This is a genomic window from Thermomicrobium sp. CFH 73360 (assembly GCF_023806465.1).
Taxonomy (GTDB): Bacteria; Chloroflexota; Chloroflexia; order Thermomicrobiales; family Thermomicrobiaceae; genus Thermomicrobium.
Genome location: NZ_JAMSLS010000001.1, coordinates 713,415 through 734,844, shown reverse-complemented (window position 1 = coordinate 734,844; position 21,430 = coordinate 713,415). Strand labels below are relative to the sequence as shown.

General features: G+C 60.9%; 12 protein-coding genes. 1 reads left to right on the top strand and 11 read right to left on the bottom strand.

The window, feature by feature from the left end; translation table 11 throughout:
- Positions 1–148 precede the first annotated feature (148 nt).
- Positions 149–3,343, bottom strand: coding sequence for a VPS10 domain-containing protein (locus tag NET03_RS03190; RefSeq protein WP_252127437.1), 3,195 nt, complete (start codon positions 3,341–3,343; stop codon positions 149–151).
- A 662-nt stretch (positions 3,344–4,005) separates the two neighbouring features.
- Positions 4,006–4,752 carry a PIG-L deacetylase family protein gene (locus tag NET03_RS03185; protein WP_252127436.1) on the bottom strand — a complete coding sequence of 249 codons (747 nt, stop codon included), beginning with the start codon at positions 4,750–4,752 and terminating at the stop codon, positions 4,006–4,008.
- A gap of 140 nt (positions 4,753–4,892) precedes the next feature.
- Here NET03_RS03185 and NET03_RS03180 point away from each other — a divergent pair, with 140 nt between their 5' ends.
- The gene (locus tag NET03_RS03180) at positions 4,893–6,602 is read left to right on the top strand and encodes a trypsin-like serine peptidase (protein WP_252127435.1); all 1,710 of its coding nucleotides are present in this window, start codon (positions 4,893–4,895) and stop codon (positions 6,600–6,602) included.
- A 3-nt stretch (positions 6,603–6,605) separates the two neighbouring features.
- Here the strand turns inward: NET03_RS03180 and NET03_RS03175 are convergent, their stop codons facing one another.
- The 9 genes from NET03_RS03175 to efp form a co-directional block, all read right to left on the bottom strand.
- Entirely contained in the window at positions 6,606–7,316 is a 711-nt protein-coding gene (locus tag NET03_RS03175; RefSeq protein ID WP_252127434.1) for an SDR family NAD(P)-dependent oxidoreductase, read from the bottom strand.
- A 56-nt stretch (positions 7,317–7,372) separates the two neighbouring features.
- The gene (locus NET03_RS03170; RefSeq protein ID WP_252127433.1) at positions 7,373–10,045 is read right to left on the bottom strand and encodes a putative bifunctional diguanylate cyclase/phosphodiesterase; all 2,673 of its coding nucleotides are present in this window, start codon (positions 10,043–10,045) and stop codon (positions 7,373–7,375) included.
- A 261-nt stretch (positions 10,046–10,306) separates the two neighbouring features.
- Positions 10,307–11,788, bottom strand: coding sequence for a hypothetical protein (locus tag NET03_RS03165; protein WP_252127432.1), 1,482 nt, complete (start codon positions 11,786–11,788; stop codon positions 10,307–10,309).
- Between the two features lie 644 nt (positions 11,789–12,432).
- Positions 12,433–14,313: an endonuclease/exonuclease/phosphatase family protein gene (locus NET03_RS13730; protein WP_252127431.1), complete on the bottom strand. Its 1,881-nt coding sequence runs from the start codon at positions 14,311–14,313 to the stop codon at positions 12,433–12,435.
- A gap of 907 nt (positions 14,314–15,220) precedes the next feature.
- Positions 15,221–17,140, bottom strand: coding sequence for a S8 family serine peptidase (locus NET03_RS03155; protein ID WP_252127430.1), 1,920 nt, complete (start codon positions 17,138–17,140; stop codon positions 15,221–15,223).
- Between the two features lie 1,635 nt (positions 17,141–18,775).
- Positions 18,776–19,069, bottom strand: a complete 294-nt coding sequence (xseB, locus tag NET03_RS03150) for an exodeoxyribonuclease VII small subunit (protein ID WP_252127429.1) — start codon at positions 19,067–19,069, stop codon at positions 18,776–18,778.
- Positions 19,053–20,300, bottom strand: a complete 1,248-nt coding sequence (gene xseA / locus NET03_RS03145) for an exodeoxyribonuclease VII large subunit (protein ID WP_252127428.1) — start codon at positions 20,298–20,300, stop codon at positions 19,053–19,055. Before xseA ends, xseB begins: the two co-directional genes overlap by 17 nt.
- A 15-nt stretch (positions 20,301–20,315) precedes the next feature.
- A complete protein-coding gene (gene accB / locus NET03_RS03140; protein ID WP_252127427.1) occupies positions 20,316–20,795 on the bottom strand; it encodes an acetyl-CoA carboxylase biotin carboxyl carrier protein in 480 nt (159 codons plus the stop codon).
- Between the two features lie 2 nt (positions 20,796–20,797).
- Positions 20,798–21,358, bottom strand: coding sequence for an elongation factor P (efp, locus tag NET03_RS03135; RefSeq protein WP_252127426.1), 561 nt, complete (start codon positions 21,356–21,358; stop codon positions 20,798–20,800).
- Between the last annotated feature and the right edge of the window lie 72 nt (positions 21,359–21,430).

Here is a 21,430-nt window from a genome sequence, read left to right as displayed (position 1 = left end):
CCAAGTTGGCCTCCGTCGCTGGAGGATCGCCCAGCGGGAGATACGGCATTGCTCCAGAAGAGTTTGTTCTCTGTCTCGATGAGGCAGACGTTGGCACAGCGGGTGGGTTGACACTCCTCACCCGCTGTACCAAGGCGAGCAGTCGCCGTTAGGGGCGAGCCAGGACTGGTCGCGGCAAAATGGGGCTGGCTCCAGCCTCGAGCAGTCGGTGGCCGAGTGTAGGGAGTTCCTCCTCGAGCGCTTGTCGCACGCGTGCGAGGATGGCGTCGATTTCCGCAGCAAGTTCGCGATAGACCGCTTCCTCGGCAGCTGTCGGCCGGTCGTCGGCACTGTCAACAAAGCTCTGCAACACTGCCAACCGTGCCGGCGCACGCCAGGGAAATTGACGGGGGTCATCCATCCGCGGTTCCAGAAGTTCGTCGATAAGCGATCCAAGTCGGTCACGAAGAGCGCGTACCGCTTCGAGGAGTTCATCTGCTCCGTTGGATGCCTCAAGTCGTCGTTGCCACTCGTCGAGCTGGTGGCGCGCATCGCGCAAGCGGTTAATGGCGTCGTGCGCCTCTGAAACTTTGTCGCGGATACGCAAGAGCAGGTCGAACTGCCGCTCGAGATCCTCTCGCGTGACGGTGAGCCGCGGATCAGGTCGGATCTCGAGTGGCTGCGTCCAACTGTGGTCACCGACGGTGAGGCGTACCTGGTACGTACTGGGCACGACGCGCGGTCCGACGAGATATCCCTCGTATGGCTTGTCGCCGATTGCGCGTCGAGCTCCCTCCACGCGCAAGTCCCAGACGAAGCGGTGGAATCCCGGTGTTTTGTCCAGACGCGGCGGGAGCGAGGGCTTCTTTCCTTCGGGAATATCCGGGTAGGGATCAACAGGCTTTTCGCTCGAGAAGCGTCGCAGCTCACGCCCCTCGGCATCCAAGATCGTGAGTGTCACCTCGGTTGGCTCCTCTGCGAGATAGTAGGTCACGATGGCACCGTCGGGCGGATTCTCTCCCGCATCGAGTGGTTGAGCTTCCTTCACTCCGGTTGGCCGTTCCGTGACCCAGGCAGCGTAGACGATGGGGCCCGCCCAGCGGTAGCTCACCGTATTCGGTACCTCACTGCCGAACCCTGGATAGGTTTTGAGGCGGACAGTCGGTCGCGGGGCGAAAAGATACGCTGGCCCGGCGAGTGAGGAGGAATCGAACTGCCGGAGCGGCGTCACGTCGTCGAGAATCCAGAAGCTGCGGCCGTGTGTCGCGATGACCAGATCGTCCTCCTTGATGACCAGATCATAGATTGGGCAGGTGGGGAGGTTCCCTTGCCAGCGATGCCAGTGGTGACCATCATCGAAGGAGATCCAGAGCCCTGTCTCCGTGCCGAGGTAGAGAAGGCCTGGCTTCACCGGATCGACCCGAAGCACGCGACAAATTGTCTCGCCCGGCAGGTCGCCGCGCAGGGAAAGCCAGGTTCGCCCACCGTCGCTTGTCTTGAACAGGTAGGGTGCTGGATCGTCCAGCCGGTAACGGTGAGCTGCAAGATAGACCGTTTCTGGGTCGTGCGGCGAAACTTCGAGCGAAGCAACAGTCGCCCATTCTGGGAGCTCCGGCGGTGTCACCATCTCCCAGGTGGTACCACCGTCACGTGAGACGTGCACCAGGCCGTCGTCTGTGCCTGCCCAGAAGACACCGGGGCGATGTGGTGACTCGACGAAAGAGAAGATCGTGCAATAGACCTCAGCACCGGTGTTATCGCGGGTGATCGGCCCGCCCGACGGCTTCAGCTTGTCGGGGTCGCTGCGTGTAAGGTCAGGGCTGATCACTTCCCAGGTGTAGCCAAGATCCCGGGAGCGATGGACGACCTGGGAGCAGACATACAGCGTGTTCGGGTCGTGGGGAGAGAAAAGGATGGGGAACGTCCACTGGAAGCGATAGCGGAGTGACTCGGCGCCCTCAGCCATGCTGGTCTCATAGGGCCAAACGGTGATATTGCGCTGCTCGCCGGTCCGGCGGTTGTACCGGATGAGGCGGCCATTTCCCTCACCACTGCCGATCGCTCCACCGATCACGATGTCGGGATCATCTGGCTTGACCGCAATATACCCGCTCTCACCACCACCGGGCTCAATCCATTCACAGGTGGTAATCGCACCGTTCACGGAGCGGCTCGGGAGCGCGATTGCCGTGTTGTCTTGCTGGGAGCCGTAGATCCAGTAGGGGAAACGGCTGTCGACAGTGATGTGGTAAAGCTGTGCCGTCGGCTGATTGAACTGGGTTGACCAGGTGCGGCCGCCATCGAAGCTGATGCAGGCGCCGCCGTCATTGCCGTTGATCATTCGCAGCGGGTTCTTCGGGTCGATCCAGTGGTCGTGGTGGTCCCCGTGTGGTGTGGGTACCTCGGTAAAGGTGTGTCCACCATCGATCGACTTCCAGAGTCTGAGATCCAGTACCCAGAGCGTATCCGGATCAACCGGATCGGCGCAGAGGTGGTGGAAGTACCAGGCGCGCCAGCGGAGGTCTCCCTTGTCACTCACGCGCTCCCACGATTCACCGTAATCCTCAGAGCGGAAAAGAGCGCCGTCCTCAGCTTCCACAAGTGCCCAGAGGCGACCGGGTTTGGCGGAAACCGCGAGTCCAACTCGTCCAATGATTCCCTTTGGAAGCCCAGGTTTGCGGGTGAGTTCCTCCCACGTCTCACCCCCGTCGGTGGAGCGGAAGATTCCGGAACCAGGGCCCCCACTCTCGAACTTCCAAGGCCAGCGACGCGCTTGCCAGAGTGCAGCATAGAGGATGCGAGGATTGTGGGGAGCCATGACAAGATCGATTGCGCCGGTTTGTGCGTCCCGATACAGAACCCGTTCCCAGGAGCGCCCGCCGTCTCGGCTGCGAAAGACACCGCGTTCCTCATTGGGCCCAAAGGCGTGTCCGAGCGCAGCGACGTAGACAAGGTCGGGATTCGTTGGATGGACGCGGATCTTGGCGATGTGCCGTGTGTCACGGAGTCCAACGTTGACCCAGGTCCGCCCACCATCGGTCGATTTGTAGACACCGTCACCGTGCGAGACATTGCCGCGGATACAGGCCTCGCCCGTGCCGACATAGAGAACATTCGGGTCGGAGGCCGCAATGGCGATGGCACCGACCGCCGCTGTACCGAAGAAGCCGTCCGAGATGTTCCACCAGGTCGTGCCGCCGTCTTCGGTCTTCCATACCCCACCGGCACAGGCGCCGAAGTAGAACGTCATCGGGTTGTCTGGGTGTCCAACAACCGCGACGACGCGTCCTCCGCGATGTGGGCCGACGCAGCGGAAGCGTAAAGCGCGCATGAGATCATGCACACTATGTCGCTCGGCATTCATTCTGTCCCCCACTCCTGTCCACAAGAGGTAGCCTCAAGCCACGAGCAGTGTCGCATACTGCGGCTGATTTCGGTAGCAGACGTGTGGGAAGAACAACACTCCAACGACGGTGCCTGCTCAAACCAGAGGACGTGTCAGGCGCAGGTGCCTTGCCCACTCACCAAAAGGTGAAGGCAGAGCTGAAGCTGCTGCTTCCTGAGTGCTCCTGCAGTCAGCAGTCAGAGAAGGACAGCTGTGCGGGCAGACGAGCCATGCACAGTAGACTGTTTACCCGCCTTCACCGTTGTGCCAGGAGACGACGTACAGGCAATGAAGGGTTGCAAAAGGCGCTTCAGGAGAATAGCGGAAGGGCATGCGACGGTGCAAAGATCATATTACTTAAATACTCCACAGTTTGAATAGTATGTTGCTTTCCATCCCATTTTCTATCCCGCAGTTGGTGCGATTCTAGAGGGGACAACAAGATAATCTTTTGCCTCGATCACTGCAGCTTCCATGCATCTCCTCCCTCACCCAGTTGGTGAGCATGCCCGATGCCAAGCGCCGAGCATCGATCGCCGAGAAAACGAACCGTGCCATCGTGCGGTTACGTTCAGGTGAAGGAGATGGCACGGTTGGTCGACTGTGTGCTGCTCATTTTCCGATTTCTTCAGAACTGTGCCTCACCGGCGGAACGGAAAGGGTTCGCGTACGCGGATGCGGTGGAACTCCTCTGCATACTGCATGCCGTGCCGAACCCCTCGCTCCATCGCTGCTTGCCGTAGCCAGCGCTCGAGCAGCGCGAAGCGATCGCCGAACTGGCTCCGATGTGCTTTCAGTGCGGCCAGCTTGCGGTCTAACGTAGTTGTAATGTCCACTGCATGGTTGAGGACTGGCGCATTGATGACGTAGATCTCCTGTACCTGATGAGGACGCAATCTCTCCTCCAGAAGTTCCGGAAAGTCCCAGGCATTGCCCGCGGCTGGATAGACGGCCGCCAATGCTGCCTGTCCCACCGCTAGGTGGTCCGGGTGATAACGACCAACCTGGTACGCTGGTGACCAGCTTCGATCCGGTGAAGGGATGACCAGGACCTGTGGCCGATACTTCCGAAGAACGCGGACAAGATCACGGCGGAGTCCTAACGTTGGCTCAACGCACCCATCAGGATAGTCAAGAAACTCGACAGTCCGCACACCGAGAATGCGTGCTCCTTCGCGCTGTTCCGCTTTCCGAATCTCACTGATCCGTCGCCGTGCCTCGGGACTGGCATCCTCGGCGTCATCCGGGCCACCACTCCCACCCTCGGTCACCACAACCAGGTCAACTGTCCAGCCTTCATCGACCCACCAGGCAACCGTCCCGCCACAGCCGATTTCCATGTCATCCGGATGGGCTACGATCACCAGCGCTCGTCGCTCGTCCTGCACGAGTGCCTCACCTCCCAATAGGATGTTGGAACGGTGCGCAAATCACCCCACACCGCCGCCTTAGGATACTCTCTTGCTTGTCTTCACCATGTCCGACATGTACAGTGAGGCGCACGGCGCTGCGTCAAGGGGGAATCGGCATGAAGTCAAGCGTCGGCTGGTCGGGGCTCCTCCTTGCCTTCTCGTTGTTAGGGGTGTTGCTGGTCCCGCACCCCGTTGCTGCAGACCCAGCCTCATACATCCGCCATCAATTGACGACGCCAGTGCAGCTGTTCTCAGCCAATCTCCTCGAGCAGGCCAACAACGACTTCACTTACCAACGAATCTTTCCACCAGACGAGCGGAGACGCGTCACACCGACGACGAGCGTACCTGCCTCCGCTGTGACGCTCCTGGTCGGCGAGTTTGTTGATGGCACGCTGTTTTCCTGCTCTGGAGTTCTTATCAGCACGAACGTTGTCCTGACTGCTGCGCACTGCCTGTATCAAGCTGCATACGGCGGGTGGGTTAAGAGCCTCATCGTTGTTCCCGGTGCGGACCGGCAGAGTGGGAGGGTTGTCACTCCCTACGGAATGACCGAGGCCGTCGATGTTGTCGTCCCGCGCGGTTGGGCAGAGCAGGGGGAGATGCCCGAGTTTGACTTTGGGCTGGTGCTCCTCGCTGATCCTCTCGGAACGGAAGCGGGATCGCTTGCCCTTGCGGCTCCGAGTGATGCCGCACTCACCGACCCGTCCTTCTCTTTCGTCGCCGCTGGCTATCCTGGTGACAAGCCGTTTGGGACGCAGTGGCACGCATCGGCAAGTGGTTTCCTGGACATCAGCGCAGATCTCTTGGCATTGCAAGCCGACCTGACCGAAGGGATGAGCGGTGGGCCGCTTTTGACGACCGACCACCTCGCGGTCTTCGGAGTTATCTCGTTTGAGTCCACGCTTGCCAACGTCGCTCGTCGGGTGACCACTGACGTCATCGGCTTTGTCGAGGACTTTTGTGCCGACGCAGGCTGTCGTCTGCAGGTGACTCCGTTGCCTGCTCCTACTCCGCAACCGACTCCGACACCACGGCCGACGCCGACACCGGGAACACCAGTTTCGCTAGCCTTCGTGGCGGTGCAGCCAGCGCGTTGGTCAACCGTTTTGCCTGGACCGGTTCAGGTCAGTGCAACCGTTGTGTCTGACCGGCCGATCGCCGAACTCATTGTGCGGGTCGCCGGGCAGGAGGCTCGCGGGACGGGGCCGACAGTGACATTCACGGCACACCTTGATCCAGGGAACCATCTCATCGAGGCGATTGCGCGTGACGTGGATGGGCGCGAACTCCGCACCATCTGGGACGTGGTTGCGAGCTGGGATCTGGCCGATGGACCGTGGTTCGACAGTCGTGGGCGACCGAGAGCCGAGGCGATTAACGCCACAGCTCGCGCCCTTGTCGAGGCGTTCCGCTGGCATCTCTACGGCATGAGTTGGGACGGTGTCGATCACCGTGGCGATCTGCCGACGCATGCTCCTGAACTCCAACCGGGTGAGCCAGTGCCGGTGCTGGTGACCGAGAACGGTTTTGATCGGCAGGCGACCGAAGCGACGCTCCGCGCACTCGTGGAGGCCTTCCGGTGGCATCTCTACGGGATCAGCTGGGATGGTGTGCCACACTCCGAGGTGCCGACACACGCCACCACTGTGCTCCCGCCAGAGCCGGTTGGCCCATGGTTCTCACCGGAGGGACAGCCGGTTCCCGAAGAGATTACCCGTACCCTCCGTTCGCTCGTCGAAGCTTTCCGCTGGCATCTCTACGGTGCCACATGGGATGGTCAGCCACGCGGTGACATGCCGACGCATGCGTGGAGTGCGTGGTAGCCGTTATTGTCCGCCGACGATCGGGATCACGGCTCCATTCAGTGCTGCCGCGTCCGGTGAGCAGAGGTACCAGAGCAGCGCAGCGACTTGTTCGGGACGAACCCACTTCGTGTAGTCAGCCGTTGGCATAGCGGCACGATTGGCCGGTGTGTCGATCGTCGCTGGTGCAATGCAATTTGCCGTGACGCCGGTGCCGCGGAGTTCACGCGCAACTGCCAACGTGAGTGTGATCACTGCATGTTTCGCCACGGCGTAGGCAACTGCCCCGGCTCCAGGATCGAGAGCGGCTCGTGCCCCAACAGTCACGATTCGTCCGGTTCCTTGCGCGAGCAGGCGGGGCACGACAGCTCGCAGAACATGAGCGGTTGGCCAGAGGTTGAGGCTCAGGAGTTCCTGCCAGAGTTCGGGAGTCGTGTCGGCAATCCGGCCAGGTTGGAATCCTCCAGCGAGGCAGAGTACCCAGTCCAGGCGCCCGTACTGATCAAACGTAGCAGTCACGGCCTGCTCACTTCCCGCAGGGGTGGCCAGATCAACCTGCATTCCCTCTACGGCATTCGCGAGTTCTCCAAGTGTCTCGCGGAGATGCTGCCAACGTTCGGAAGAACGATACGGGACGAACAGCCGTACGCCACGCTCAGCGAACCAGCGCACGACAACGGAGCCAACCTGCCCCGTGCCACCTGTCACGAACGCGACCGGACGTTCCTCTGCCATTGACGCCCCCTCTTGTGTGCCACACAGTGCTCTGCAAGAGTGTATGTCTGACCGAGTCAGAATTCTTCGACCAGCTGGGGACGTCCGGTAGCATAGCCTTGGGCGTAGTCGACGCCGAGAGTACGGAGTTCGTCGAGCAGTGACTCGCGCTCCACCCACTCGGCGATTGTCTCGGCACCTAACGCCCGAGCCAGCTCGACGATCGCATGTACGATGCTCTGGTTGACAGGATCATCGAGGAGATCCGCCACAAAACTTCCGTCGATCTTCAAAAAGTCCACTGGGAATGAGCGAAGTTGGTAGAGTGACGAGTAGCCAACGCCAAAGTCATCGATGGCCAAGAGGCAACCGTGGTTCCGTAGTCGCTGCAGTTGCTCGCGCATCCATGCGAAATCGGCGATGGCGACCGTTTCCGTCAACTCAAGGACCACTTTGCCGGCAGGAGTCGCCTGCTGCTCGAAGATTGTCTCAAGAGTGCGCAGCGCTTGTGCATCGTGAAGCGTCTGCGCTGAGAGATTGACATGGATGCGCTGCCCCGACGCCCGTGCGAGCTGAGCGGCACGCTCGACAACCCACAGATCGATCCTCGGGACCAATCCGAGCCGCTCCGCAATCGGTAGGAAACCGCTTGGATCGATGAGACGATTGCCCTCGCGGAGGCGGAGCAATAACTCGTGTCCGGAAACCAAACCGCTCCGGAGGTCAAGGATCGGTTGAGACAAGAGGCAAAAGGTGTCGTTCGCGAGTGCTGCCTCGAGATGATCGGCATAGGCAGTCACTGAGGACGGATCAGTCTGCGAATGCCTGATGGCATAGGTCGCAAACCGAGAGCCGCCCTGATATTTGGCCGTGTAGAGTGCACGATCGGCTGCGATGAGGAGTTCTTCAACAGTGGTCCCGTGTTCCGGAAAGAGAGCGATGCCGCAGCTTGCCTTCAGTCGCATTACGCGTTCTGGGAGCGCTACTGTGATTTCTCCAATTGCAGTAAGCAGACGCTGGGCCACGCCTTCCGCAGCTTCGCGCGTGACAGGAAAGAGCAAGACTGCGAACTCGTCACCGCCAAGCCGTGCGACGAGTTCGCTCGTCCGCACAGCCCGACTCAAACGCATGGCTACGGAGCGCAGGACAGCATCGCCTTTGGCGTGGCCAAGTTGGTCGTTGACGAGCTTGAATTTGTCGAGATCGAGTAGCAGCAGAGCACCGCTCCGCTGGTTCCGCGAGGCGCGCGCCAGTGCGTCTCTCAAGGCCTCGATCAGCGCGTAACGATTCGCAATACCGGTGAGACTGTCGTGGCGTGCAAGGTAGACAAGATGCTCCTCGATTTGCTTGCGCTCACTGATGTCCTCGGCTGTTCCTTCGACCAGAACTACGTGGCCATCAGGAGTGCGTTGGGTTCGTGCCGAGAGACGCACCCAGAAGACTGCACCGTCGTGTTTCCGCCAGCGACACTCTGTGCCGGCGATCGCATCACCGCGTCGCACCGCGCTCCAGAGACGAGACGCCTCGACCCGTTCTAGGAAGAAATCGGCTAGAGGCCGCCCAACAACATTCTCGGGGCTTGTCCAACCAAGAAGGCGTGCGAATGCTCGGTTGGCCTGAATGATCTGGCCCGCTGCATTGAGCTGGAAAAGGCCAATCGGAAGTTCACTCAGGAGTTCATCATTCCGCTCTCGTTCCCGCACGCGCGCGACGGCGACTGCTCCGATCTCAGCGAGGAGCTTCGCGAAACGAATCTGATCCTCACTGAGTTCCCGAGCAGTGAAATAGTTTGCTACCAGAATGCCGACCGGGCGTTCGTTGGCGAGCAGCGGAAAGAAGGCTGAAAAGCGGACACCCGCTGCGAGTACGGGATGAGGGACGTGGAATGGGTGTCCAAGCTGGTCAAGTCGAACACTCAAGGGATGGCCCGTCTGGAGTGCCCAGGCTGGCGCGTTGTGCGTTGGAGGATTGAGCGGAAGCCATATTCGCCCCACCCACTGAGCTGACCAGCCGCGTCCAGCACGCAGGACGAGGTACTGCTCAGAGGGATCGACAACAAGCAGGCTCATTGCATCGGGCTGGAGAACGGGCTCAAGCATCGTAAAGATCGACTCGGCAACGTCGGACAATCGCTCCTGTCCAACAAGCCTATGGGCGAGTGCCGTTGCTCGTTCCCGTTCTTCGGATCGAAGCCGTCGAAGTTCCGTGGCTAGTTCGTCCCGTTCGATGGCACTTGCCAAGAGTTCTCCCAAAAGATCCAGAAAAAGCTTGGTCTCGCTGTCGAGTGGATCAGGGATCAGCCGATTGAGGTTGAGAATTCCGATGACGTTCCCACTTGGGGTCCGTAGCGGCACGGAGAGGTGCCAGTGAAGCCCACCCGTGAGCTGTCTTGCCTTTTCCGGGTTTTCAGCCTGCTCACGAAGCCGTGCCAGTCGTTCGCAGTTGATGATCTCAGCGGTGGTCGCAAGGTCACCGGTCAATGCCAGGCGCTGACAGCGGCAGGGAGACCAGCGCAACATACTCATGTTGTTCGCGGCAAGCCCTGGTGGTAAGCCATGTGCTGCAACCAGTTCGAACGACTCTTCCCGACGGAGTGTGATCCAGCCGGCTGTCGAGCCTACTATGTTGAGGACTAAGGGCAAGATCTCCTGCAGTGCCGTCCGAAAATCGGTTGCCCGGTTCAAGAGCGTGGCGAGCTTCGTTATCAGGGTCAGGGGAGTAGGTGCTTTTCCTTGTGCTTGCTCCTCCATGATGGGCTGACTCCGAGGACCACTTGAGTCCTGCAACGGATGACCATTCTCGCGCGCTTCCTGCACTCGCCATCCTCCGTATCCCGCGGTCGGATTGGCATCAATCGATCCATGAACGCTGCTCAGCACAGCTGAGAACGCGGCTGCTGAGATGATATCGTGGGTGTATCAACGAGAAAACACCACCATTTCGTCCTGTTCACGGGTGCGTTATCGCTTCCATCAGTCAGCGATGAAGGAGGATGCCTGAGGACGAGGTCACTACAGAGTACGACGCTCTGAGAGCTTGCGTGGCTGGATGTCGCAGATCACCCAGCCGCTCAAGCGGAGCGCGTCGAGTTGGGCTTGGTTTCCGGGGCGGCCGTGCGGGCCGATGGTGTACCACCCTTGGTCGGGCGGTGGCCCGATCACCAGCGACTGGACTGGTTGTCGCCAGCCGAGGCGCGCCTCTAGGAGAGCATCGAAGCCGAGATATTCTGGCTGAGCATTCATCCCGAAATGGCCCAACGGGTACTCGTAGTGGTGCAGTGCCAGCCAGGCTGGAGCATGAACGACGGCCAGTGGCCAATGTGGGTTGGCACGTGCTGTGGCAACGACCGCCTCTTGGGCGTGGCTGGCCAACAGTCCGAGTTCGGTACGCCGCTCGAGAAAAGCGATGCTCTGGGTCAATGTGATGACGATGACTAACATCCCCAACATCGCACCGAGCCAGCGCCCTTGCCGCCAGTGCCAGCCGGCACGTGGAAGCAGGCCCCAGAACGCGGCAATTCCTGGCGCCGCGGGATAGAGCAAGCGTGGGCCATCCTCGACGTACCCGTGATATGGGAGGAACAGTATTGCGGGCAAGAAGGTGAGGAGACTCAACCCGAGCGTTCCAAGCGCAAGCCGGAGTTGGGTGCCGAGTGTGTGGAAGATGAGCGCGACAGTCCCACCGACGAGTGCGGTGCCGATGACGGCCTGCCAAGAATGCCGCGCGAGCCAGCCGGTGTCGAGAAGTGTCGTCAACTGCCGAGTCAGAGGGTAGGCCACCGCCTGCGACCAAAAACCCAGATTCTCGAGGCGATCCAGCAGCGTGACCGGCCTCGACCCTGGCTTGTCGAATCCCCAGAACCAGAGGGCAAGATACGTGCCGTTCCCAAAGAGGGCCGGGATGAGCCAACCGCTGTTTCTTTGAAGGGCGCGTCGCCAACCCGCGTGTGATCTCCATATGGACCACGCAACCAACAACGTTCCACTGAGGACACCCGTTTCATGAAAACCTGGTGCAGCGAGCGCCGCGGTGATTGCTGTGCAGCGCAAGAGTCGCCCAGTATGGCCAAGTTCTTCCGTTCCCAGTTCCCAGAGAACCAGCATGCCAAGCAGTGCAGTAGTGACGAGGAGATGAGGAAGGGAGCAGACGATCTGCACCGCCTGATAAGCGAACGGAAAGGCGATGAACAGCGAAGCCGAGAGCGCTGCAGCGACGATTCCGGCGACTCGTCGAACGAGCAGCGCGAGCAGGAGCGCGTTCAACGCGTGGAGCAAGATCGAGAAGAGGTGATAGTGCGAGGGTTCTGTTCCGTCCCAGAGATCGTGGATGAACTTGTAAAGTATGAAGGTCAGCGGCCGGTAGTAGCTGAAGCCTGGAAGTGGCCGTAAGAGGAGCTCCTGGTAGCTTGTCTGCCGTACAACAATGAGGTCATAACTGTCGTCCAGCAAGAAACTGAAGCGAAGCGTGGGACCGTAGAGGACGAGCGTCTCCACGAGGAGCCCCAGGAGAATGACTGCGAACGCTACGTTCGCACTCTGCTGTCGCTTCCGGTAGGGAGGGGATTGCGTTGCGGGCTGACGTTCCCGTCTGTTTCCCATGTCGCTTCTGGAGCCTCTGTCACGAACCGGCTTTCCAGGATACCGCTTGTCTCGCAAGAGCGCGTGCGGCTTCTCCTGTGGAGTGGGCATCCGGCCGGCAACGTATGACGGATTTCGTCCTGAGAGGGATCTCCTCTCTGCCACACAACCGAGAATGACATGCGGCGTGCTGCCATCTCAGCCTTTGCGCTGCACCGTGAAGATACCGGTTTGTCGTCGTCCTTTCGTGTCGACGCGAGCTATCAGTGACCTCGTCGGCCAATCCGGCGGGAGGTGCGTGGTGCCCCGGTGAGCGGCTCAGGGCGAGAAGACGCACTCACGGAGTGGTAAGTGTCCCTGTCTTGGAGAAACTCTGGACTGGCCTATTTGGGGGCCGCGGGGACGACCACCTTGGAGATAAGAAGAATCCTCTTCGGTCTCGCGGCGGCTGGTGCGATCGTGGCGAGGGCACCTGGCCGAGGAACGGAGGAACTCTGGGAAGAAGTCAGACGAACCGGGAACATTCGGTGATGGCCCTCTTGTCCGGAGAGAGCGTCTGCTCAGCGCATCACGAGCCGGACGATAACGGGGCGATGGTCCGAGGCGGTCACGTCGAGAACACTCCCAGCAACCGGTTCAAGCTCGTCGGTTACGAGCACGTAGTCGATACGACGCGCGTCAGCAGACGTAGGCATGATGGCGCCGACTGCTGCGGCAGCGTCGCGGAGGCCGGCTGACTGAAGCCGGGCGAGTTCTGTGCTTTCGGGATCGGCATTGAGGTCGCCACCGAGGACAAGCGGGCGTACTGGCTGAAGAGAGACAAGGAGTTCCTCAATCTGGGCCAGTCGCACCGCAGATGCTGACCGCGGATCGTCGAGGTGCGTGCTGGCAGCCCAGACGGATATGGTTGGCGTGGCCAGCCGGACGATGATAGCCCCTCGGCGAAGGTTCTGGGTCGTACGGAAGTGTACAACTTGCTCTTCCAACGGCTGTGCGCGGGTAAGCACGGCGTTTCCCCAGAGTCCGTCTGTGCTTGCGGGACCCCAACTGGCGTGCATGCCGAGCCGCCGTGCCAGCCATGTCAGCTGGTCGGCACTGGAAGTGACGAGCCAGCCGCGGCTGACTTCCTGTAGCAGGACGATGTCTGGGTGAGCAGTCTCAATAACGCGAGCGGTTGCTTCTAAGTCCCAGCGTTGGTGGCGGTCGTAGCCAGATTGGATATTGTACGTCATTACGACGAGTTCGGAACTCGGGGCGAATGCTGGGGGTGGCGCTTGTCTACTGAGTGCTTGCCAGGCGATGGCGGCAGCGAATGGGAGGAGCATGCCGAGGGTCACGTGTGGAAGGAGCGCGACCGCGCCGGATGGCCAGCCACTTGGCCAGTCGAGCGCGACGATAAGAGCGAGGAGTGCCCACAGCACGAATGGTATCCAGCGGTCTCCGGTCGCCGTGTAGTAGCGGAACAAGAGTGCAACCTGCAGGAGCTGACCGAGCGCGAGTGCCAAACCGGCTCGACCAACGCTGGCCGGACTGCGGAGGAGGCGCCCTCCCATTGCTGCCGTCAGCGTAAAGATTGCCCAGCTGGCAACAGCCAGCGCTAATCCGAGCGCAGCGGGCCAACCCGTTCCCCAGGCCAGCCAGAGTCCGACGGCTCCTGCGCCGGTGGTTGTGATCCAACCGCTCCAGTGGTGCGCCGCGAGTGGCGCGACGAGGAGGCCAAGCACGAGCGCAAGTCCCAGAAGAGCAGTCGCGAACAGCAGGTCCCAGCCGGTATGCACAATCGCAAAGCCGAGGTTTCCGGTCACCAGGTGCAGGAGGCCGAGTGCCGGCCCCAGTGCCAGGAAGCCGATCGCGCCTCGTGGCTCGACCGGCCCTCGGTCAATCGCGATGAGCCCGACGGCGACAAGGAAGATGATGGCCAGCACCGCAGTGGCGAGATGACTCCCGATTCCTGCCTGCCACGGAAGGTCGAGCGTGTCGCGGGTCGTACGGAGTGCGATGTCAAGTGCTGTCCCGGCCAGGATTCCCAAGCCCGCTCGAGCGCGCCAGCGAAGCAACGGGAGAAGTGCCCATCCAAAGGCGATGACCCCAAGCGCACCAAGTGCGACACGGCCCGGTGGCCAATCGACAAGCTGAAGCCCAGTCCGTGCGGCAATGAGCAGCACCATCGCGACCAAGAGGAGGCGGCCCCCGCTGAGCTTACCGACGAGTGGGGCAAGCAGAGGGCTAGCGAATATCGCCGTCACAAGGAGGAGTAGGAGCGTTCGACGGCTCTGGTCGATGACAAAGACGAGGTCGGAGACAAAGACGCGTGTTGCCTGCAGCCCGAGCACCAGGGCAAGGGCTACCGCGACGATTGCCCAGAGGGCAACGTCCGGTGCGGCAACCGGAAAGGACGGACCAGATAACTTCGGTGCGGCCCGACCGGTGAGACCAGTCACGGGTCACTCCGCTGACTCATGCGTTACCGTCACCGCGAGCGTACCGGATCGGCAGGTATGGCGCAAGAGGGCGATGCCTTGCCCGGCACGTCGAGCGGCGGGAGTGGCCGGTCTATCCGGGAGCAAGCGTGTGAAGGATGGCTGAGAGAGCAGAAACAACCCTCGAAGGCTCTCTCCAACAGAACCCCTGTGTCAGGGAATGAAGGCGGGCCAAGGAGACATAGTGACGACCGAGCGCACGATAGGGCTCTCTCACACAACGGCACGTTCTGTGCGATGACTCTTGGTCGGCATCGAGTTTCGCGGCTGACGAACAGGGCACGCGTTTGGGGGGTGCGCCGTGCTTCTCTCAAGCACTCCGAGGAGAACACAGGTAAAAGAATTTGTCACCGAATGTTGTGACGGAGCAGAGTATAAGGAGGGTGAATTACCTGATTCTTTGGGGAAGGAAGGAGGTGTAGGAGCACTGAGATGGAACAAAATGGATCATGTACTTTGGACGAAGGACGCACTTGTGAACCAGTGTGTGAATGTTCGAGGCGAGTTCCAGTGGCTTGAGCCGGTAGGCGAGGCAAAAGTGTCGCGATCTGGCGAAGCCGGGCGCACTGGCCCGTGTCACTACTCGGTGAGGCAAGGTGCGCGTCCTCTCGTGAAGTCTGATGGCCAACAGGGAGCACCAGAAGGCAAAAGGTGATCATCACAACGTTCGATGCAAGCAACCTGTGAGATCTGGGCGCAGCCTCCTCAGAAGCGACAAGCGAAGGTTCCGGCTTCTTTGCTTCACAAAGTTCTTCGCATCGACATGGCAGCGTTTGAACAGAAGAACCGCTCGGGAGTGTTCCAGGCGAAACACAGCGGGGTGACCGGAAAGCTCCTGACCACCCCGCTGTGAGGTCGTGTCGGCGGTTCAGCGGCGGAGCGTGGACGTGACCGTAATCGTTGTTGTCCGGGTGTTGTCGGCTGGATTGGCGTCGTCGCTGAGCGGAGCGGAGGCGATCAGTGTGTACGTTCCAGGGGCGGTACGGCTGTTCGTGCGCCAAGTGAAGCTGATCGTGCGGGTTTGACCGGGGCTGAGGCTGACCTTGCTGCTGACGGTTCCCATCGCAGCATTGCGCGGATCAGCTGTCAAGGTAACGGTGACGCTGACGCTACTCGTCCCAAGATTCACCAGTGTGACAGTGACCCTCGCGCTTTGACCGCGAGTGAGGCTAGAGGGCGCACTGAGTTCTGTGATCGCGACATCGCGAACCTGTTGAGTGACGGTGACGGTTGCGCTCCGCTGGTTATCGCTTGGATCGGCATCCTCGGCGGAAATTGTGGCGGTCGCCTGGAGGATATAGGTGCCGGCACTGGCTGGCTGCCAACGAAAGCTCACAGTGGAGCTCGCGCCCGCAGCTAATGAGAGACTGCGCGGTGTTTCAACCATGTTGTCGTTCGCTGAAAGGGTCACTGTCACTGTCTCGCTCGTCGTTCCTTTGTTGCGTACTGTGACCTGGATCGTTACGCTGCTCCCAAGTGTGACCGTGCTGGGTACGCTCAATCCAGCGATGGCGACGTCACGCGTGTTGGGTGTTGTTCCGCCGCCGGAGCCACTGTCACTTGAGCCACCTTCACTCCAGTCGACACGCACGAGCCGCTGTCCGAAGCTGTCCCATGAACCAGCTTCGCCGACGGAGGTGAGGAAGCTATGTACCTGTGCTGGAGAAGCGCCCGGGTTCTGAACGAGATACAGTGCCGCAGCTCCAGTGACGTGCGGTGTGGCCATGCTGGTGCCACTCCAGCGCTGATAACCGCCACCGGGAACGGTGGAGAGGATTGAGACACCTGGGGCGTAGAGATCAACCGCGGTTCCGTAGTTCGAGAATGAGGCGCGGGTATCGTCCGCCCCATAGCTTGTACTTGGGCCGAGTCCACCGGGTTGCCCGTCTGTATCCACAATTGCGCCGACCGTGATCGATTCGGGATAGGCAGCCGGAATGGTGTTACTGGCGTCACGCCCGTCGTTCCCGGCTGCGACGACAAGCGTGACACCAGCCTGGACCACTCGGCAGACCGCCTGATGCAATGGATCGCTCGTCCCGCCGCAGTTTGGGGTGTCAGTACCACTTGCACCGCCGCTGTAGTTGGCGACGCGGATCGTGCTAGCGTTGCTGGCGACCCAATTGAGTCCACAGATCAGCCAAGAGACATAGCCCGTCCCGTTGTCTCCAAAGACCTTGACGGCCCAGAGGCGAGCTCCCGGTGCGACGCCAACGACACCAATGCCGTTGTCCCGCGCGCCGATGATCCCGGCGACGTGTGTCCCGTGCCCGTGGCGATCGATCCAGCTGCCGCTGCCAGAGCAGTCGTAGCCCCCGACGACGTTCAGATCGGGGTGACTGGGGTCGATGCCAGTATCCAGCACTGCAATGTCGATTGGGAGCGGATCATCGATACCGTCGATTTTGGCAGTTGCGTTCGCCAGCGTGCCGATCCGTTGGACACCGCTAGGGATAGTCTGTGCCGCGAGGTGTGTCTCCGCATCTGGCAAGACGGCAGCGACGCGGCCAGTCTGGAGAAGCCGTTGCACTTGCCGTGGGGTGAGATGGCCCGCGAATCCGTTCAGGACAGTGTCGTAGACGTGTTCCGGCTGGGCACCGACTTCTCGAGCCAGTTCCTGGACCTGGCTGCGACGGAGCGGGGCAAACGCATTCGTTTCACTGCTGGCCAGCATGACGATGTAACGGCCTGGTGGCCCGTCGGCACGAGCCGCGGCGATGGCCGCGACGAAGAGCTGCAGGGCAAGAGCAAGTGCGATGGTCGAACGGATCCAACGAGACGCTGTCATGAGTCCTCCTCTCGGCGGAGGGTCGTTGCTGCCCCTAGGGAGGGATGTCGGGCGCGGTGCCGAGCAGGCAGATGTGCGGGTAGTCGGGGGCAGTGATGAGTGAAGAGAGGGGGACCGTATGAGGATGAAGGTTCAGGCCAGAATGACTGACCAAAATGTCCGGGGTGATGCAGGACCGTGAGGAGTCGACCCGTGTGGTTCCCTTTGCCGAGTCCTGGCTGCTTCATCGAGTGGGCTTTGCCGCCCGCCCGAGCGGTATGTTTCACGTCCCGCGAGCGTGACCGGTGTTGCCTAACCAAGGAGTGTCAGACGCGCGACGACGCGTGGTCAGTGCTCGTCCGCGCTGGAGTGAGCACGGAGCCTTGGAGCGCCAGACCAGAAGGTGTGGACTGGGGAAATGGTCGAGGATGCTTCCTCTGCTGCCTCCCAAGCATTCTGTGTCGCGAGCTCCTTGCGGTAGGGCGAGACCCTGCAGCGGGTGACTACGCCGTGGCCGTCTAGTTTCGCTACAGGCGTGAGAATGGGGTAATGCGGGGCTTGATCGATCGCGCTCATCGATCGCTTCTTGCTACGAGACCGCTGATGCTCGTGCACGTCAGGGTGAGTCGTACGTTGTTCGTCGCATTGGGGCGTGAAGGAGAGCGGTTGAGTCTTCACCATCACTGCAGATTCTCGGAAGCCAGGGTAAGCTCCCGCCGGACGTCCTGCGCGACGTCTGAAGGAGGGTCGGGTACGGCATGCACCGTGCTCCGTTGTTCCCTCTTGCGCTCTGCATACTGTGCGGAAGAAATGGAAAGAAGATAATAGGGACACCAGCGTGTGATGTCAACGCCCAACCTCAGAACCACGCGTGACACATCCCATAGGGGAGTGTGCCTAGCGCCCGAACGATTGCGGTGTGTTGGGCGCAGCGCGTCACGGTGGATTCTCTGGCCTGGGGTTCTTCCGGGCAGGGATGAGACGCAGTGCTGGCGTCGATTTTCATCCCCAATGCGTGGGGTTCCTCCCGGTGAGAAGTGAGACGTGTCTCGCTGGTCATGGCGTAGGCATGGAGGGTGGAGTGTGAGGAGCGTTGTCGTGGTGGCCGATTCCGGCACGATGACCAGGCGAAAAAGCGGCCAGAGTGCGTTGGCATACCGAGCCTCTCCGCCGACATTCGTCGTGATAATCGCTGGGACGCGGGCGAGCGATGTGCTGCACCTTGCACCGAGGGTGCTGGCGAGGTCGGAGGTCCGGAGGTTGCGGTGAACAGACAAGGAGGTGACGATGGCTGGCCTTGTCCGACATACCCTCGCTCTGTGAAACCGGGGTACGTCAGGAAAGGCCGGGTGGCGGTGTGGTGATGTCGCGCCGTGTCGTCACGCTCACCACGGGAGCAGATCGTGGTAAGGAGTTCCTCTCCCTGAAGAACGCCGGCCCAGCCAGGAGGGCGACAGAATGTGTTCCGTCTTGCCACCTCTGGGACTGGATCGAGATGAGTAGTGCTCGTGCCTGGCGGATGTGCGTGTCTGGAACTCGTGGCATCAACGTCCGATTGAACGACCGTATCTCTATCGGCCACAGAGTGACATCGCTGCCGACTCAGTCCGGTGGGGCGGGATTGTGGTAGTGGAGAGGAAAGGGTGGGGGAAACCTTCACGAGAATGGGAGGTCCTCGTCCTCTCCGTTGAGGAACCCGAAGGTGTTCGCTGATCCTTCGTATCCGACGAAACCGGTCCGCAATTGCGAGATCTGGAGCTCGGCCTGATCGAGTACTTCGTTGCAGCGACGAATGAGCTCAATCCCGCGCTGATACTCGCGGATCGCTTCGGCCAGAGGGAGGTCGCCGGCTTCGAGCTTTTGGACAATTAACTCCACCTCACTCACCATCGCTTCAAAGAGATCGATCGGATGTGGCGGGACAGCAGCGCCGTCACGGTGCTCGGCCATGTGATCCCCCTCCCGTTCCCTTTGGCTGTACCGCCTGTACAGATGTTTCAGCAGTGCCGTCGCTGAAGTGGAGTCGAAGCCGTTGCCCGATCGTCACGTGGTTTGCCGACCGGACGAGGTTACCGCTGGCCATGTCCTCAGCCAGGAGATAGCCACGCTCGAGGGGACCGTAGGGACTCAGGAGTTCCAGTTCCCGGGCGAGTGTGCGAACCTGGTTACGCGCCCGAAGCAAGTGATGTGTTATCGCGAGATCGAGTCGCTGTGCTGACTGGTCCAGACGTTGCCGTAGGTTGTCCATGCGATGACGCGGAGCGGCGCGCTGGAGCCGATGTTCCAGCTGGTTCACGTGCTCGCGGGATGCCTCGACTCGTCGAGCGATCTGTTCGTTAAGCCGCTCTGAGAAGCCGTGTAACCAACTGAGGAGTGTCGCGCGGTCGTATGGCGTCACGATCTCCGCGGCAGCCGAGGGGGTCGGCGCACGGAGGTCAGCGACGTAGTCACAGATGGTCCAGTCAGTTTGGTGCCCCACCGCCGAGACGACGGGTATGCGGCAAGCGAAGACGGTCCGGGCGAGCCGTTCGTCATTAAAGGCCCAAAGATCCTCTAGCGATCCGCCTCCGCGCGCGATGATAACCACCTGTGCTCGTCCATCGGCTTGGATGGCTTGGAGTGCTGCAACCAGTGACTCAACTGCGCCGTCACCCTGGACACGCGCTGGGGCAAGGATCAGGTGCACGTAGGGATAACGACGACGGAGGACACTCTGGATGTCGTGCCAGACTGCACCGTGCGGTGAGGTGACCACAGCGATACAGCGCGGGAGCGGTGGCAGTGAGCGCTTGCGTGCTTCGTCAAACAGCCCCTCACGCTCCAGCTTTTGCTTTAAGAGTTCCAACTGCTGCCGCAAAGCACCGTCGCCCAGTGGTTCAAGGTGGTCGACGTAGAGCTGGTACACCCCATCACGCTCGTAGACGCCTATCGAGCCGGTGGCGATGACCTCGTCACCGTCATGCGGCAGATATGGAAGCCACTGGGCAGCACTACGGAAGAGCACGCAGCGGAGTTGTACTTCTCCCTCGCGTAAGCTGAAGTACCAATGTCCGCTCGCATAGGTTCGAGCGTTGGTGATTTCGCCACGCACGCGCACAAACTGGAGCTCGGGCTGAGCCTCAAGGAGGTCTTTGATCCGCTGCGTCAGCTCAGCGACGCCAATTGTCTCACTCCCGAGCACGCTCTCCTCCTGGCGTCAGTCCGGTCGTAGACGCATGAGTGGCTGTCCGTATTCTACCGGTTGCCCGTTCTCGACGAGAATCTCGACGATGGTACCCGCACGGTCGGCGACGATCTCGTTCATCACTTTCATCGCTTCGATGATCGCTACGACCTGCCCTGGTTCCACATGATCCCCGATCCGGACGAATGGATCAGCGCCAGGGCGTGGTGCAGCATAAAAGGTGCCAACCATCGGTGCAGTGATTGTCTCAAGCTCCTCGGTTGGGGGCACTTCTGGCGTCAGCGCTATGACGGGGGTGGTAACTACGCTCGTGGTGGTTAAGGCGGCCGAGGTCACTTGAGCCGACTCAAGAGTAATTCGGAGGTCGCCCTGGACCACCTCGAGTCGCTGGAGTCCAGCGCGACGCATCACCTCGACAAGTTCGCGTACCACCCGTGTCAGCGCCGTGTAGTTCTGACTGGAGGCTGACTCCAATTGTGGGCTTTCGGCCATTGCTAGCTCACTCGCTCAATGTACTCGCCAGTGCGCGTATCGACACGGACGACATCGCCGACTTCGACGAAGAAGGGGACGGTCACGACCAGTCCCGTCTCCAGCGTTGCTGGCTTGCCGCCACCTGACTGCGTGTCCCCACGCACACCCGGTGGCGTATCGATGACCTTGAGGTCAACCGTGACGGGCAGTTCCACCTCGACTGGTTGCCCCTCGTAGGTGAGGAGGTCAAGTTGGAGCCCTTCCTTGAGGTAGTTGACGGCATCGCCGAGCGCTTCGCGATCGACTGCAAACTGCTCGAACGTCTCAGTGTCCATGAAGTGGTACTGGCCGCTGTCCTCGTAGAGGAACTGGACGCGGTGCCGCTCAAGTGGAGCCAGCTCAAAGCGTGAGCCGGCTTGAACCGTGGTAGTGGTCGTGGCACCGGTGCGCAGATTTTTAAGGGTCAGGCGGACGAAGGCGCTCCCGCGTCCCATCTTGACGTGCTGGTAATCCAGGACGCGTACCAGGTCTCCGTCGATCAGCAACGTCAGTCCTTTGCGCAGATCTCCCGTCTCGATCATGCAGAGTTCCCCCTACTGCGTCTGTTGTGATCCATCCCTTATCGCAACAGTATACGGTCGTCTCTCCATCAG

Excerpts from the sequence above, each read along its gene's own strand:
- NET03_RS03190 (WP_252127437.1), bottom strand. The coding sequence starts at position 3,343 with ATGAATGCCGAGCGACATAGTGTGCATGATCTCATGCGCGCTTTACGC.
- NET03_RS03180 (WP_252127435.1), top strand. The coding sequence starts at position 4,893 with ATGAAGTCAAGCGTCGGCTGGTCGGGGCTCCTCCTTGCCTTCTCGTTG.
- NET03_RS03175 (WP_252127434.1), bottom strand. The coding sequence starts at position 7,316 with ATGGCAGAGGAACGTCCGGTCGCGTTCGTGACAGGTGGCACGGGGCAG.
- NET03_RS03170 (WP_252127433.1), bottom strand. The coding sequence starts at position 10,045 with ATGGAGGAGCAAGCACAAGGAAAAGCACCTACTCCCCTGACCCTGATA.
- NET03_RS03155 (WP_252127430.1), bottom strand. The coding sequence starts at position 17,140 with ATGACAGCGTCTCGTTGGATCCGTTCGACCATCGCACTTGCTCTTGCC.
- xseB (WP_252127429.1), bottom strand. The coding sequence starts at position 19,069 with ATGGCCGAGCACCGTGACGGCGCTGCTGTCCCGCCACATCCGATCGAT.
- accB (WP_252127427.1), bottom strand. The coding sequence starts at position 20,795 with ATGGCCGAAAGCCCACAATTGGAGTCAGCCTCCAGTCAGAACTACACG.
- efp (WP_252127426.1), bottom strand. The coding sequence starts at position 21,358 with ATGATCGAGACGGGAGATCTGCGCAAAGGACTGACGTTGCTGATCGAC.